This is a genomic window from Streptomyces sp. NPDC045956, assembly GCF_056430705.1.
Map to the genome: position 1 here is coordinate 160,531 of NZ_JBWKKZ010000006.1, position 14,302 is coordinate 174,832.

Annotated in this window: 14 protein-coding genes; 7 read left to right on the forward strand and 7 right to left on the reverse strand. The window is 71.4% G+C overall.

What is annotated here, in order from left to right; genetic code table 11:
• Positions 1 to 16: 16 nt before the first annotated feature.
• Positions 17 to 982, reverse strand: coding sequence for a zinc-binding dehydrogenase (locus AC07FV_RS17740; RefSeq protein WP_479088236.1), 966 nt, complete (start codon positions 980 to 982; stop codon positions 17 to 19).
• Positions 983 to 1,120: 138 nt separating this feature from the next.
• A complete protein-coding gene (locus AC07FV_RS17745; RefSeq protein WP_383646339.1) occupies positions 1,121 to 2,347 on the reverse strand; it encodes an NAD(P)-dependent malic enzyme in 1,227 nt (408 codons plus the stop codon).
• Between the two features lie 640 nt (positions 2,348 to 2,987).
• On the opposite strand from AC07FV_RS17745, the gene AC07FV_RS17750 reads away from it, so the two are divergent.
• The 3 genes from AC07FV_RS17750 to AC07FV_RS17760 are packed head-to-tail and all read left to right on the forward strand — an operon-like array spanning position 2,988 to position 5,686.
• Positions 2,988 to 3,947: an ABC transporter substrate-binding protein gene (locus AC07FV_RS17750; protein WP_479088238.1), complete on the forward strand. Its 960-nt coding sequence runs from the start codon at positions 2,988 to 2,990 to the stop codon at positions 3,945 to 3,947.
• A gap of 30 nt (positions 3,948 to 3,977) precedes the next feature.
• Positions 3,978 to 4,928: an amino acid ABC transporter permease gene (locus tag AC07FV_RS17755; RefSeq protein WP_356604480.1), complete on the forward strand. Its 951-nt coding sequence runs from the start codon at positions 3,978 to 3,980 to the stop codon at positions 4,926 to 4,928.
• Complete coding sequence (locus tag AC07FV_RS17760) at positions 4,925 to 5,686, forward strand: amino acid ABC transporter ATP-binding protein (protein ID WP_356604478.1); 762 nt, start codon at positions 4,925 to 4,927, stop codon at positions 5,684 to 5,686. Before AC07FV_RS17755 ends, AC07FV_RS17760 begins: the two co-directional genes overlap by 4 nt.
• A gap of 112 nt (positions 5,687 to 5,798) precedes the next feature.
• Here AC07FV_RS17760 and AC07FV_RS17765 read toward each other — a convergent pair whose 3' ends face one another.
• Positions 5,799 to 6,578: a class I SAM-dependent methyltransferase gene (locus AC07FV_RS17765; protein WP_479088240.1), complete on the reverse strand. Its 780-nt coding sequence runs from the start codon at positions 6,576 to 6,578 to the stop codon at positions 5,799 to 5,801.
• Between the two features lie 100 nt (positions 6,579 to 6,678).
• Here AC07FV_RS17765 and AC07FV_RS17770 point away from each other — a divergent pair, with 100 nt between their 5' ends.
• On the forward strand, positions 6,679 to 7,308 hold the full coding sequence (locus AC07FV_RS17770) for a CGNR zinc finger domain-containing protein (RefSeq protein ID WP_479088242.1): 630 nt from the start codon (positions 6,679 to 6,681) through the stop codon (positions 7,306 to 7,308).
• Here AC07FV_RS17770 and sodX read toward each other — a convergent pair.
• Positions 7,212 to 7,646, reverse strand: a complete 435-nt coding sequence (gene sodX, locus AC07FV_RS17775) for a nickel-type superoxide dismutase maturation protease (RefSeq protein WP_383645200.1) — start codon at positions 7,644 to 7,646, stop codon at positions 7,212 to 7,214. The genes AC07FV_RS17770 and sodX overlap by 97 nt on opposite strands.
• 145 nt (positions 7,647 to 7,791) lie before the next feature.
• Between sodX and sodN the strand changes: the two genes are divergently transcribed.
• On the forward strand, positions 7,792 to 8,187 hold the full coding sequence (gene sodN, locus AC07FV_RS17780) for a superoxide dismutase, Ni (protein ID WP_003973716.1): 396 nt from the start codon (positions 7,792 to 7,794) through the stop codon (positions 8,185 to 8,187).
• 645 nt (positions 8,188 to 8,832) lie between these two features.
• Here the strand turns inward: sodN and AC07FV_RS17785 are convergent.
• The 3 genes from AC07FV_RS17785 to AC07FV_RS17795 form a co-directional block, all read right to left on the reverse strand.
• The gene (locus AC07FV_RS17785; protein ID WP_479088245.1) at positions 8,833 to 9,450 is read right to left on the reverse strand and encodes a GNAT family N-acetyltransferase; all 618 of its coding nucleotides are present in this window, start codon (positions 9,448 to 9,450) and stop codon (positions 8,833 to 8,835) included.
• A gap of 282 nt (positions 9,451 to 9,732) precedes the next feature.
• The gene (locus tag AC07FV_RS17790; protein ID WP_479088247.1) at positions 9,733 to 10,896 is read right to left on the reverse strand and encodes a family 2 encapsulin nanocompartment cargo protein polyprenyl transferase; all 1,164 of its coding nucleotides are present in this window, start codon (positions 10,894 to 10,896) and stop codon (positions 9,733 to 9,735) included.
• 87 nt (positions 10,897 to 10,983) lie between these two features.
• Complete coding sequence (locus tag AC07FV_RS17795; protein WP_384693860.1) at positions 10,984 to 12,390, reverse strand: family 2B encapsulin nanocompartment shell protein; 1,407 nt, start codon at positions 12,388 to 12,390, stop codon at positions 10,984 to 10,986.
• Between the two features lie 328 nt (positions 12,391 to 12,718).
• On the opposite strand from AC07FV_RS17795, the gene AC07FV_RS17800 reads away from it, so the two are divergent.
• Both AC07FV_RS17800 and AC07FV_RS17805 read left to right on the forward strand, forming a co-directional pair.
• Positions 12,719 to 13,297: an N-acetylmuramoyl-L-alanine amidase gene (locus tag AC07FV_RS17800; RefSeq protein WP_479088605.1), complete on the forward strand. Its 579-nt coding sequence runs from the start codon at positions 12,719 to 12,721 to the stop codon at positions 13,295 to 13,297.
• 37 nt (positions 13,298 to 13,334) lie between these two features.
• Positions 13,335 to 14,243: a 1-aminocyclopropane-1-carboxylate deaminase/D-cysteine desulfhydrase gene (locus tag AC07FV_RS17805; protein WP_479088249.1), complete on the forward strand. Its 909-nt coding sequence runs from the start codon at positions 13,335 to 13,337 to the stop codon at positions 14,241 to 14,243.
• Positions 14,244 to 14,302 lie beyond the last annotated feature (59 nt).

The window sequence follows — 14,302 nt, forward strand, 5'->3', positions numbered from 1 at the left end:
GGAGAGGGCCGCGCGCTCAGGAAGCCTGGAGCACGATCTTGCCGAACAGCTCGCCGGAGGCCATCCGCTCGAAGCCCTCGCGGGCCCGGTCCATCGGGAGCACGTCGTCGATGACGGGACGTACACCGGTGGCGGCGCAGAAGGAGAGGAGGTCCTCCAGCTCGTCCTTGGTGCCCATCGTCGAGCCGACGATCCTCAGCTCCAGGAAGAAGACCCGGGTCAGCTCGGCGTGCGAGGGCCGGTCGCCGCTGGTCGCGCCGGAGATGACCAGCGTGCCGCCCGGCCGCAGCGACTTGACCGAGTGGGACCAGGTGGCGGCGCCCACCGTCTCGATGACGGCGTCGACCCGCTGCGGCAGCCGCGCGCCCGGCTCGACGGCCTCCACGGCGCCCAGCTCCAGGGCCCGCTTGCGCTTGGCCTCGTCCCGGCTGGCGGCGAAGACCCGCAGCCCCGCCGCCTTGCCGAGCACGATCGCGGCCGTGGCGACCCCACCGCCGGCACCCTGCACCAGCACGGAGTCACCGGGGCGCACCCCGGCGTTGGTGAACAGCATCCGGTACGCCGTCAGCCAGGCGGTCGGCAGACAGGCCGCCTCCTCGAAGGAGAGTTCCTTCGGCTTGGGCAGGATGTTCCAGGTGGGCACGGCGACCCGCTCGGCGAACGTCCCCGGGTAGCGCTCGGTGAGGATCGAGCGAGGCTCCCGGGGGCCGACGCCGTGGCCGGTCTGCCCGATCACGGAGTGCAGGACGACCTCGTTGCCGTCCTCGTCGACCCCGGCGGCGTCACAGCCGAGGATCATCGGCAGCCGGTCCTCGGGGAGGCCGACACCGCGCAGGGACCACAGGTCGTGGTGGTTGAGGGAAGCGGCCCTGACATCGACGACGCTCCAGCCGGGGCGGGCCTCGGGGGCCGGGCGCTCCCCCAACTCCAGGCCGGTCAGCGGCTGGTCGCGGTCGATTCGGGCGGCGTAGACAGCGAACATGACCTTGACGATAGGTTCCGCACCGGCCATCCGGAACCGTGGCGCCCTGTGACACACGCCCTCTTGTCAGAGGTGACCGGGAACGGCCGACGGCCCCGCCCGTCGGGGCGGAGCCGTCGGCCCGGGTGTGTCATGCCGTCACCGGCGCGCGACACCCTCCGCACGGGCGGCCGCCGCCACCGCCGCCGTGACGGCCGGGGCGACCCGCTCGTCGAACGGGGAGGGGATGACGTAGTCCGCGGCGAGGTCGTCGCCCACCACGGCGGCCAGCGCCTCGGCAGCCGCGAGCTTCATGCCCTCGGTGATCCGCGAGGCCCGCACCTGGAGCGCGCCCGCGAAGATGCCCGGGAACGCCAGCACGTTGTTGATCTGGTTCGGGAAGTCCGAGCGCCCCGTCGCGACGACCGCCGCGTACTTGTGGGCGACCTCCGGGTGCACCTCGGGGTTCGGGTTGGCCATCGCGAAGACGAAGGCGCCCTTCGCCATCGAGGCCACCGCCGGCTCCGGCACCGTACCGCCGGAGACGCCGATGAAGACGTCGGCGCCCGACAGGGCCGCGTCCAGCGTGCCGGACAGCCCGGCCTTGTTGGTGAAGGAGGCCAGCTCCCGCTTGACCGGGGTGAGGTCGTCCCGGTCGGAGGAGACGACGCCCTTGCGGTCGGCGACCGCGACGTCCCCGATGCCGGCCTCGACCAGCATCTTGGCGATGGCGACACCGGCCGCGCCGGCGCCCGAGATCACCGCCCGCAGCTCGCCCAGCGTCCGCCCGCTCAGCCGCGCCGCGTTGCGCAGCGCCGCCAGCGTCACGACCGCCGTGCCGTGCTGGTCGTCGTGGAAGATCGGGATGTCGAGGCGCTCCTGGAGCTTGCGCTCGATCTCGAAGCACCGCGGCGCCGAGATGTCCTCCAGGTTCACACCGCCGAAGGAGGGAGCGAGCCGCACCACCGTCTCGACGATCTCGTCGGCGTCCGTGCAGTCGAGCGCGATCGGGACCGCGTCGACACCGCCGAACTGCTTGAAGAGGATCGCCTTCCCCTCCATCACCGGAAGGGAGGCCTCGGGGCCGATGTCCCCGAGTCCCAGGACGGCCGTACCGTCCGTCACGACCGCCACGACCGACGACTTCCAGGTGTAGTCGTGCACCAGGTCGGGCTGCTCGGCGATCGCGCTGCACACTTTCGCGACGCCGGGCGTGTACGCCAGGGACAGGTCGTCCTTGTCACGGATCGGCACGGTGGCCTGCACGGCCATCTTGCCGCCGCGATGCAGAGCGAACGCCGGGTCGAAGGAGTCGAGGGGCTCCCCCGCCTCCTGTTCCGTACCGGCTTCGCTGTCGCTGCGAGGATTGACGATCTCCGCTGCCACTTTGTCTTACCCCTTAAGAGTTCATGGTTTGAGGGTTTGTCCACTCCTGGTGAGGAATGGGCGGGCACCGCACAGGAAGGTGGCTGTCCGCGCCACATGGGCCCTGCGCGACGGGCGCGCCGCACACGCGCCCTGAGCCCCTGATGAGGGGTGTAAAGAACCTTCTTACCCGACGGACGGCCCCCCCGACGAGTCCGATAGAGGCAAGCTCACATGTCGGACCTCGAACGCCGCATGCCGGTGACATGGCTCATAGCCGGGGATCAGGACAACTTCCCTCGAGCCCTTGACATGCCTGGACAACGGGCCTTCAACGGCCGCGCACACTGCCGAACCGTGCCCGCATTCAGTGGAATGCCGAAGATTTTCCGGCCGGAAGGCCCGATTCCCGTAAAGGTTCGGACGGGATGTACCGACCTGGTGCGGTTCGGGGGGTGACCCGTTATCCGATTTTGACATCCCGTCCCCCCTGAATGGCCGAGTCCGAATGGCAAGATGCCGTAATCACACGGGGTCGCGACACTCGAAGACGCGTGCACTCGTCGACCCACGGCGCCGGCCGGCCCCCGGGCGGCGCCCAGCCCCACCGGAACTCCACCGTCCCCATCGGCATCTCCTTTCATCCGCCGGAGGAACCACCATGACCGCACGCTCCACCCGTCGTACGACCGCCGCGCAGTCCCGGCTAGCAGCGGTCGGTGCGATCGCGGTCGCAGGCGCCCTGCTGCTCACCGGATGCGGTGACCAGACCGAGAAGAGCGACTCCGGCAGCGACAGCCAGTCCGCCGCGGGCGCTCCGCTGGCGGACAAGCTGCCCCAGTCCATCCGTGACAAGGGCGTCGTCAAGGTCGGTTCCGACATCGCCTACGCTCCGGTCGAGTTCAAGGACAAGTCCGGCAAGACCGTCGGCATCGACCCGGACCTCGCGGACGCCATGGGCAAGCAGCTCGGGGTGAAGTTCGAGTTCGAGAACGGCACCTTCGACACCCTGATCACCGGTCTGCGCTCCAAGCGCTACGACATCGCCATGTCCGCGATGACCGACACCCCGGAGCGCCAGCAGGGCATCGACGGCGACACCGGCAAGAAGGTCGGCCAGGGCGTCGACTTCGTCGACTACTTCACCGCCGGTGTCTCGATCTACACCAAGAAGGGCGACGACCAGGGCATCAAGACCTGGTCCGACCTGTGCGGCAAGAAGCTCGTGGTCCAGCGCGGCACGGTCTCCGAGGACCTCGCCAAGGCCGAGAACGAGAAGTGCCCGGCCGGCAAGAAGATCGCCATGGAGGCCTTCGACAACGACCAGCAGGCCCAGACCCGCCTGCGCGCGGGCGGCGCCGCCGCCGGCTCGTCCGACTTCCCGGTCGCGGCGTACGCGGTGAAGACCTCCGGTGGCGGCAACGACTTCCAGCTCGTCGGCGAGCAGGTCGAGGCCGCTCCGTACGGCATCGCGGTCGCGAAGGACAACGCCGAGCTGCGGGACGCCCTGAAGGCGGCGCTGGACGCGGTCATCGCCAACGGCGAGTACAAGAAGATCATGGACAAGTGGGGCGTGGCGGAAGGCGCCGTCACGGAGGCCACCATCAACGGCGGCAAGTGACCGCGCGGCGGGCACTGAAAGGCAACATCCGTGACTGTTGACATCGACAAGACGGCGGGCGGCCCGGCCGACACCCCGCCGGCCGGACCGGAAGCCATCAAGGCCATCCCGGTCCGGCACTACGGGCGGTACGTCTCCGCGGTCGTGGCGATCGCGCTGCTGGCCGCCGTCGTGTACGCGTTCTCCCAGGGCAAGATCAACTGGGGTGCGATCCCGGACTACTTCTTCGACGACCGTGTCCTGACCGGCATGGGCAAGACGCTGCTGATCACCGTCCTGGCGATGCTGATCGGCGTCGTCGGCGGCATCCTGCTCGCCGTGATGCGGCTGTCGAAGAACCCGGTGACCTCGTCCATCGCGTGGTTCTACATCTGGTTCTTCCGCGGCACGCCGGTGCTGGTGCAGCTGGTCGTCTGGTTCAACCTGGGCCTGGTCTTCGAGTACATCAACCTCGGGCCGTTCTACCGCGACGAGTGGTCGGACTTCATGACGCCGTTCCTGACGGCGCTGCTCGGCCTCGGTCTCAACGAGGCCGCGTACATGGCGGAGATCTGCCGCGCGGGTCTGCTCGCGGTCGACGAGGGCCAGACCGAGGCGGCGCACGCGCTCGGCATGAGCCACACCAAGACGCTGCGCCGGATCGTGGTGCCGCAGGCGATGCGCGTGATCGTGCCGCCGACCGGCAACGAGGTCATCAACATGCTGAAGACGACCTCACTGGTGTCGGTCGTCCAGTATGCGGAGTTGTTCCGGGTCGCCCAGGACATCGGCCAGACCTCCGGCGCCCCGGCCGAGATGCTGTTCCTGGCCGCGGCCTGGTACCTGCTGCTGACCTCGGTCTTCAGCGTCGGCCAGTACTACCTGGAGCGGTACTACGCCCGCGGTTCCAGCCGCAGCCTGCCGGCCACCCCGATGCAGAAGATCAGGGCGAACCTGCTGTCCCTGTCGAACCGCTCCAAGACGACGGGAGGCGCGGCATGACCGCCATGGTGAAGGCCGAGGGCGTCCACAAGTCCTTCGGCGCGGTCGAGGTCCTCAAGGGCATCGACCTGGAGGTGGAGCAGGGCGAGGTGTTCTGCCTCATCGGCCCCTCGGGCTCGGGCAAGTCCACCTTCCTGCGCTGCATCAACCACCTGGAGAAGATCAACTCCGGGCGGCTGTACGTCGACGGCGAGCTGGTCGGCTACCGCCAGAAGGGTGACAAGCTCTACGAGCTGAAGGACAGCGAGGTCGCCGTCAAGCGCCGGGACATCGGCATGGTCTTCCAGCGCTTCAACCTGTTCCCGCACATGACGGCCGTCGAGAACGTCATGGAGGCGCCGGTCCAGGTCAAGGGCGTCAGCCGGGCCCAGGCCCGGGACCGCGCGCGCCAGCTCCTGGAGCGGGTGGGCCTCGGCGACAAGGCCGGCAACTACCCCTCGCAGCTCTCCGGCGGCCAGCAGCAGCGCGTGGCCATCGCGCGGGCCCTCGCGATGGACCCGAAGCTGATGCTGTTCGACGAGCCCACCTCGGCCCTCGACCCGGAGCTGGTCGGTGACGTCCTCGACGTCATGCGCGACCTCGCCGAGTCCGGCATGACGATGGTCGTCGTCACCCACGAGATGGGCTTCGCCCGCGAGGTCGGCGACAGCCTGGTCTTCATGGACGACGGTGTGGTGGTCGAGTCGGGCAACCCGCGCGACGTCCTGACGGACCCGCAGCACGAGCGGACGAAGGCGTTCCTGTCCAAGGTGCTCTGAGCCCGCCGGACAGACGGAAGGGGGCGGTACGGATCTCCGTACCGCCCCCTTCCGTCTGTCCGCCTTTGCCCGTCTCTCTGCCCCTGTCCGTCTCTGTCTGTCTGTCACCAGGTCACTTCAGCGCGAGCAGCAGCGTGTCCGACGGCGAGCACCACACCGGCCGCGCCTCGCCGAAGCCCTTCTCGCGCAGTACGCGCGCGTGCCACGCCGCCGGGGGCATGTCGCCGTCGGCGTGCTCGCCGTAGATCTCGAAGCGGCGGGCGGTGGGCCCGGCGAGGACCGGGTCGTCGGCGGCGAGCTGCCACCACTCGGCCCAGTCGAGCGCGCCCCTCGCCTTGGCCGCGTCCATCTGCGCGTGCCGGTGGGCGCGCTCGGCCGCGTTGATCCGGGGCGTCGTGTCGTCGATCATGTGGTCCGCGTTCATGAAGACACCACCGTCGCGGACCAGCTCCGCGACCCGACCGTAGAGGGCGGCGAGGGGTTCGGCGTGCAGCCAGTGCAGGGCCGTGGCGGTCAGTACGGCGTCGTAGGAGTCGTACGGCAGCTTCGCCGCCCAGTCGGGGTCCTTGAGGTCCGCGGTGACGAGGGAGACCCGTTCGTCGCCCGCGAAGGTGCCCTCGGCGATGGCGAGGAGGGCCGGGTCGAGGTCGACGCCGGTGCTGGTGGCCTGCGGGAACCGGGCGAGCAGCCGGGCCGTGATGGTCCCGGTGCCGCAGGCGAGGTCGAGGACGCGCGGCGCGGGGCCGACCAGGGCCTCGACCATGTCCAGCATGACCCGGAAGCGGTCCTCCCGGTCGGGCATGTACCACTCCTGCTGCCGGTCCCAGCTCTGCTGCCAGGCCTGCCAGTCGGCTGCGGGCGTGATCGTGGTGGCGATGTCCGCGTCCGTCATCGAGCCCCTCCCTCGCGTAGGTCACGTAATACCCTGGATGCACGATCAGCTCTTACCTGACCGCAGGCACGACCCTAGAGCCCCTCCGTAAGGACTACAAGTGGAACTGGCCTATTACTCGGACTACGCCGTCCGTCTCGTCAACACCGAGGAGCCGGCCCGGGGACAGGACTCCCTCACCTCGGTCGAGGCGGTCCGGGAGCTCTTCGGCACCAACCAGTCGGCGGCCCGGCGTGCCACGGACACCGACGTGACCCGGTTCCGCTCGGTGCGGGGGCGGCTGCGCGCGGTCTTCGAGGCGGCCGACGGCGGCGACGAGACACTCGCCGTGGACCTCCTGAACTCACTGCTCCTGGAGTTCCCGGTGAGCCCGCAGATCTCAGGCCACGACCACCGCGACGACGACGGCAGCCCGCTGTGGCACATGCACCTGGCGGACCACCCGTCCAACGCGACCGCCGGCTTCGCCGCCATCGCGGCGATGGGTCTCGCCTTCCACCTCACCGAGTACGGCGTGGACCGCCTGGGCCTGTGCGAGGCGGCCCCCTGCCGCAGCGCCTACCTGGACACCTCCACCAACCGCTCCCGGCGGTACTGCTCCGACCGCTGCGCCACCCGCGCCAACGTCGCGGCCTACCGGGCCCGCAAACGCCTGGAGGCGGACCGGTCGCCGAGCACCGGCCTGAGCGCGGCCAGCGCCCAGCGGGCCACGGCGAAGGGCGAACGCTGACCGGCCTTGAGCCGCCGGTACCGCCACCGCACCCTGCCGAGCACGAGTTCCCCGGGGACCACCCCGTAGTCGGTACTGTCCCCGCCCGCGAAGGCGTTGTCCCCGAGCACCCACCAGCCGGCCCCGCGTCGCTCGACGGCCCGCTTGACCACGAGCAGGTCCTGCTGGAAGGGGTGGCGCAGCACGATCACGTCACCCGGCCGGACGCGCGCCCCCCAGTGCACGAGCAGCACGTCCCCGTGGTGCAGCGTGGGCACCATCGACGGCCCGGTCACCTCGGCCGGGCCGAACGGCAACGTCCCTCTCGGACGCTCGTGCTCCTGCGACGACTCCGGCATCACCCGGCACCTCCCCGGTCTTTCCTCCACCAGTCTCCGTCTCACCCCGGACTTTTGTCCTAAGCCCACGGGGGCACCCGCGAAAACGGGTCTCGCAGGGAGTAATGTCCCCCCTGAGAAGACGATCACGAGGAAGGAACGCTTCATGCTTTCCCGCCTGTTTGCCCCCAAGGTCACGGTCAGCGCCCACTGCGACCTGCCCTGCGGCGTGTACGACCCTGCCCAGGCCCGCATCGAGGCGGAGTCGGTGAAGGCCGTGCAGGAGAAGATGGCCGGTAACGACGACCCGCACTTCCAGACGCGTGCCACGGTCATCAAGGAGCAGCGCGCCGAGCTGGCGAAGCACCACGTCTCCGTGCTGTGGAGCGACTACTTCAAGCCCCCGCACTTCGAGAAGTACCCGGAGCTGCACCAGCTGGTCAACGACACCCTGAAGGCCCTGTCGGCCGCCAAGGGTTCGAAGGACCCGGCGACCGGCCAGAAGGCCCTGGACTACATCGCCCAGATCGACAAGATCTTCTGGGAGACCAAGAAGGCCTGATCCCGGATCAAGCCCTCCGGCCCGCGATCTTCACGGTCGTGGCGTCTGCCTTTCCGCACCCGGTCCGCAACCGCCGAACACGGCGGCCACGGTGGACCGGGTGCGGTTTTGTCTGTCCGGCCGCCCGTGAGCCGAGGGGCCGCCTGGACGGCGAGTGCTGGCGTGGCCCGCCCGGCCGACGGTGCGCCGGGGGCCGCTCGGACGGCGAGTGCGGTGCGGTGCGGTGCGCCGGCCAGCCGTGCGGCGAGGGCTGCCTGGACGGCGGGGGCGGGGGCGGTCTTGTCCGCCCCGTGCACCGGAGTCGCCCGGGCGCCGGGTGGCCGCGGGGGCTTGGTGCGGCCCCGGGGACGTTGCGTGGCCGGGCGACGTGGCCGTGGCGCCGTGGCCGGGAGAGCTGGCGTGATCCCGCCTCACGCGCGCCTGGGGCGGCCCGGCCGTCTCCGGTGCTTCCATCCCGTGCGGCGCAGGTCCGCCCAGACGCAGCAGGCGGCCATGCCGACCGCCGGCGCCGCCGCACCGGGCACGAACGACGGCATGGCGTCGCCGCGGCGACGCCGGTCACCACCGCGACGAGCGGGAGGGTGTCCGCCGGGCCCCGGCCGGGCGGCAGCGACCACCGTGCCGCGACCCCGATCCGCCCGGCGGTCAGGTCTCCGCCGGCGTCCTCGGCTCCCGCCACATCGGCCACATCCGGGGGCCGTCCGGCAGCTCCAGGGCGCGTCCGGTGCACTCGAAGCCGAGACGTTCGTACAGGCCCCTGCTCCGCGCGCTGCTCGCCTCCAGGTAGGCGGGCAGCCCTTCACGGTCGCAGCGGTCCAGGGCCGACTCGATGAGCGCGGTGCCCAGGCCCTCGCCCTGCCGGTGCGGGACCACGCCGATCATCCACAGGTACGCGTGGGCCCGGTCCGACGGATGGATGCCCTCGGTCAGCCGGGCTATCAGCTCGACGCGTTCGTTTCCCGGGTCGACGGCCTCGCGCACCTGGGCGGGACCGTCACCGTCACCGGCCGCGCCGCCGGGGTGCTCGCTCGCGGGCACCGGCAGCCACAGGGCGCAGGCCGCGCCGTCCTCGGTGAGGTCGATACGCCCGTCTGCGAGCACCGCGTCGGTGAAGGCGGCCATGAGCCGGTGGTGGGTCCGGCGACGGTGTGCCACGCCGGGAAAGACCCAGCTGCTCACGGGATCGTCCTGGAAGGCCTCGTCCAGCAGCCGGACGACCCGCTCCCGGTCGCCCTCCCCCGCCGTCCGGATCACCACGCCCATGTCCCGCCGCCCTCTCGTCCCAACCCCGCTCTTACGTACGGCGGTTGAGCCTAGCGGGCGGTTCCGGCGGTGGACCGTCAACCTGGATCGGGCCGGGCGCTCGACGAAGGGGGCGGGCCCCGCACACCGTGGGGAAGTGCGGGACCCGCCGGACCGGAGCCCTTGGCGGTGCGGCCGTACGTCGGTCAGGTGCCGTACGGCCCTGCACGGGCTCCGGGGTCTTGCGCGGTCACCGGGCTGCTCGACGGCCCGCCCGGGCCGACCGAGGTGGCGCGGTGAGCGTCAGGTGCTGCGCCGGGTCACGAACTCGGCCAGCGCGAGCATTCCGCCCGCCGCCTGCGGGTCGGGCACGGCGCGGGCCAGTTCCTGCATCGCCCTCGCCATGTGGTCGGCCGCCTGGGCCTGCGCCCAGTCCCGGCCGCCCGCCCGCTCCACGGCCAGTGCGGTGCGCTCCAGGTCCTCCTTGTCCTCCTCGTACGGTGCCGCGTACAGCTCGGCGAGTTCGGCGGCCGCCGGGGTGCCCGAGGTGAGGGCGGCGACCACGGGCAACGACTTCTTGCGGGAGGCGAGGTCCGCCCCGGCCGGCTTGCCGGTGTGCTCCGGGTCGCCCCATATGCCGATGACGTCGTCGATGAGCTGGAAGGCCAGCCCGGCCTCCCGGCCGAAGCGGTCCAGGGCCTCGACGTCCTCGTCCGCGGCGCCGGCGTACAGCGCGCCGAGGGCACAGGCGCAACCCAGCAGGGCGCCCGTCTTGGCCTCGGCCATGGCGAGCGTCTCCTCCAGGGAGACCTCACCCGGGGCGCGCCCTTCCATGGCCGTGTCCGTGTGCTGGCCCTCGCACAACTCCATGACGCAGTCGCCGAGCCGGGCGGCCGCCGCGGCGGCCGCCGGGTGCGGGTCCACCGCGAGCACCCGCAGGGCCAGCGCGTGCAGGGCGTCCCCCGCGAGGATCGCGTCCGCGTCGCCGTACACGGTCCACGCGGTCGGCCGGTGGCGCCGGGTGACGTCCCGGTCCATCACGTCGTCGTGGAGCAGGGTGAAGTTGTGGGCCAGTTCCACCGCGGCCGCGGCCCGCACCGCCGCCGCCCGGGCCGCGGGTCCGCCGAGGGCGGCGGCCGAGGTGAGGACGAGCGCGGGCCGGATCGCCTTGCCCGCGTTACCGGCCGCGGGACTGCCGTCCGCGTGCTGCCATCCGAAGTGGTAGAGCGCGGTGCGGCGCATCGCGGCGGGCAAGGACGCGATGGCGGAGCGCAGTTCGGGGTCGACCGACGCCCGCGACTCCCGCAGGAGCGCCGCCGCCTCGTGCCCCTCGGCCGGTGCCTCCTCCCCCCGCCCGCCGGAGGGCGCCTCCGATGCCTTCTCCCGCTGCGTGCCGATGACCCCGTGCCCTTCCAGCGTGCCGGCGGGACGAAGCGGGTCGGTGACGCCGAGCGGAGCCTCCGTCATGGACTCACCTCCCCCATCCGTCCACCTGCGTACCCCCGGGGTGTACCCGCCCGGGAGGGCGGGGACACGGCGTTCGGGAGACTGGCGTCACTGCCAGCGGCCGATCTCGACGTTCTCCAGGACTCCGAGCGCGTCCGGCACGAGGACCGCGGCCGAGTAGTAGGCCGTGACCAGGTACTTGATGATGGCCTGTTCGTTGATGCCCATGAAACGCACCGACAGACTCGGCTCGATCTCGTCCGGGATGCCGGTGGCCCGCAGGCCGATGACGCCCTGGTCCTGCTCACCGGTACGCATCGCGATGATCGACGTCGTACGGGCCTCGGTGACCGGGATCTTGTTGCACGGGTAGATCGGCACCCCGCGCCAGGTCGGGATGCGGTTGCCCGCGATGTCGATCGTCTCCGGAACGAGCCCGCGCCTGTTCAGCTCGCGGCCGATCGCGGCGATGGCGCGCGGGTGGGCCAGGAGCAGCTTGGTACCGCGCCGGCGGCTCAGCAGCTCGTCCAGGTCGTCCGGGCCGGGCACCCCGTCGTGCGGCTGGATGCGCTGGTCGTACTCGCAGTTGTGCAGCAGACCGAACTCGCGGTTGTTGACCAGCTCGTGCTCCTGGCGCTCCTTCAGCGCCTCGACGGTCAGCCGGATCTGCTGCTCCGTCTGGTTCATCGGCTGGTTGTAGAGGTCGGCCACGCGCGAGTGGATGCGCAGCACGGTCTGGGCGACACTCAGCTCGTACTCACGGGGACGGGCCTCGTAGTCGACGAAGGTGTGCGGGATGTCGGGCTCGCCGCTGTGGCCGGCGGAGAGGTCGATCGCCTTCTCGCCGTGCCGGTTGGTGGGCTGGTCGGGGATCGAGCGCCGCTCCTCCAGGTGCGTCCGCAGGGAGTCGGAACGCTCCGAGACCTGGTCCACCTCCTGGCGGGGCAGCACGAGCACCGTGCAGGCGGTGACCGTCCGGGCGGTGTACTCCCAGATGGCGTCCGCGTCGAGCAGTGCCTCGTCGCCGAAGTAGGCGCCGTCGGCGAGGACGCCGAGCACCGCGTCGTCGCCGTAGGGACCGCTGCCGACCTTCTCCACCTTGCCGTGCGCCAGCAGGTAGACCTCGTCGGCCCGGCCGCCGAAGGAGGCGATCACCTCACCGGGGCCGAACTCCCTCTGCTCACAGCGCTGCGCCAGCTCCGAGAGGACCTCCTCGTCCTCGTACGAGCGCAGGGCAGGCAACTCCCCCAGCTCCGCCGGGATGACCTCGACGCGGTCGCCGGTCTTCACGAACGTCACCCTGCCGTCGCCGACGGCGAAGGTCATGCGCCGGTTCACCCGGTACGTACCGCCCTGGATGTCCACCCAGGGGAGGGTCCGCAGCAGCCAGCGCGAGCTGATCTCCTGCATCTGAGGAACGGACTTGGTCGTGGTGGCCAGGTTCCGCGCGGCCGCCGTGCCGAGGCTCTGCTGCGGCCTGGTCTGCTCGGTGCGGACCTCTTCGCCTACCGACATAAGGAATTGCCCTCCCGGTCGTGCCGGACGGCTGCGCCCGGCATCGATGTGCGGGGACCAGCCTTCCTCACGGAGCGTGCCGATGGTATTACCCGAAAGAGCGGGAATGGATCACCGGAGACCAGGGCAGATATGGGCGCTTGTTCGGCCTCTCGGCCTCTTGTCCGGCCCTGCTGAAGGCCGTTCACCGGAACGAGGTTGTCCGAATCTCGTCGCTCGCGGACCGAACAAGTACTAGAGAGCGCTCCGTTTCGGTACAAGCACCGTAGGAGGCGAGCGCGCCGGGCGGTCGTCGCGCAGAGTGAAGGAGCCGAGCGTGGCCTCACCCATGTCCGCGAGCAGTTTCGTCAAGGCGCTCAAGGCGGAGGGACTCACCGTCGTCGAGGTCGGCGACTGGCGGGACCACAACCGCAACCACAAGGGTCCCTGGGGGCCCGTGCACGGCGTGATGATCCACCACACGGTCACCAGGGGCAGCGCGCGGACGGTGGACCTCTGCCGCAAGGGCTACGCGGGCCTGCCGGGGCCGCTGTGCCACGGGGTGATCACCAAGGACGGCAGAGTCCACCTGGTCGGGTACGGCAGGGCCAACCACGCGGGGCTCGGCGACGACGACGTCCTGCGGGCGGTGATCGCGGAGCGGGGACTGCCGGGCGACAACGAGGCGAACACCGACGGCAACCGGCACTTCTACGGGTTCGAGTGCGAGAACATGGGCGACGGCGAGGACCCCTGGCCCGCGGCGCAGCTGGAGGCGATCGAGCGGGCCGCCGCCGCGGTCTGCCGCCACCACGGGTGGAACGAGCGATCCGTCATCGGTCACCTCGAATGGCAGCCGGGCAAGGTGGACCCTAGGGGGTTCACCATGGCGTCGATGCGGAACCGGATCGGCGACCGGCTGGGGTGACGCGCCCGCCGTCGCGCGGCGGCGCGACAATGACGGGGTGACCGGCACCGACACCCGCGGCCTCGCCGCCCTGCGGCCCCGTCTGCCCTCCCCTCTTCAGGAGGTCGTCGACGGGCGGTTCGAGCGGCTCGGTGTCCGGTTGCTCCTCAAGCGGGACGACCTGATCCACCCCGAGCTGGTCGGCAACAAATGGCGCAAACTGGCACCGAATCTCGCCATGGCGGGGGACCGCACGGTCGTCACGTTCGGCGGCGCCTACTCGAACCACCTGCGGGCGACGGCCGCCGCCGGCCGGCTGCTGGGGCTGTCCACGGTGGGCGTGGTACGCGGCCAGGAACTGGCCGACCGGCCGCTCAACCCCTCGCTGGCCCGGTGCGCGGCCGACGGCATGCGGCTGCACTTCGTCGACCGTACGACGTACCGCCGCGCGTCCGAGCCGGAGACCCTGGGCGCCCTGCTGCGCGCGGTGGGCGCCGAGGACCCGGTCGTCGTGCCCGAGGGCGGCAGCAACGCGGAGGCGGTCCGCGGCTGCCGGGCCCTCGGCGAGGAACTGGGCGAGCACGCCGACGTGGCCGCGCTCGCCTGCGGCACCGGCGGCACGCTAGCCGGACTGGCGGCCGGCCTGCCCCCGGGAAGACGGGCGCTCGGGATATCCGTCCTGAAGGGCGGCTTCCTCACCGACGACGTACGGCGCCTCCAGGTGCGCGCCTTCGGCGGGGTACGGGGCGCCTGGAGCATCGACGACCGCTTCCACTGCGGTGGCTACGCCCGCACCACCCCCGGGCTCGAGTCCTTCGCCGAGGACTTCGAGCACCGCCACGGCCTCCCCGTGGAGCGCGTCTACGTGGCCAAGATGCTGCACGCCCTGCTCGCCCTCGCCGAGGAGGGGGTCTTCGCCCGCGGGACGACCCTGGCTGCGGTCGTCACCGGCCGCCCCTTCCCCTGAGCCGGGCGGCGTGGGGGACCGGCGGTGCCCACCGCCCGCCGGCCGTCCCGGCCGAACGG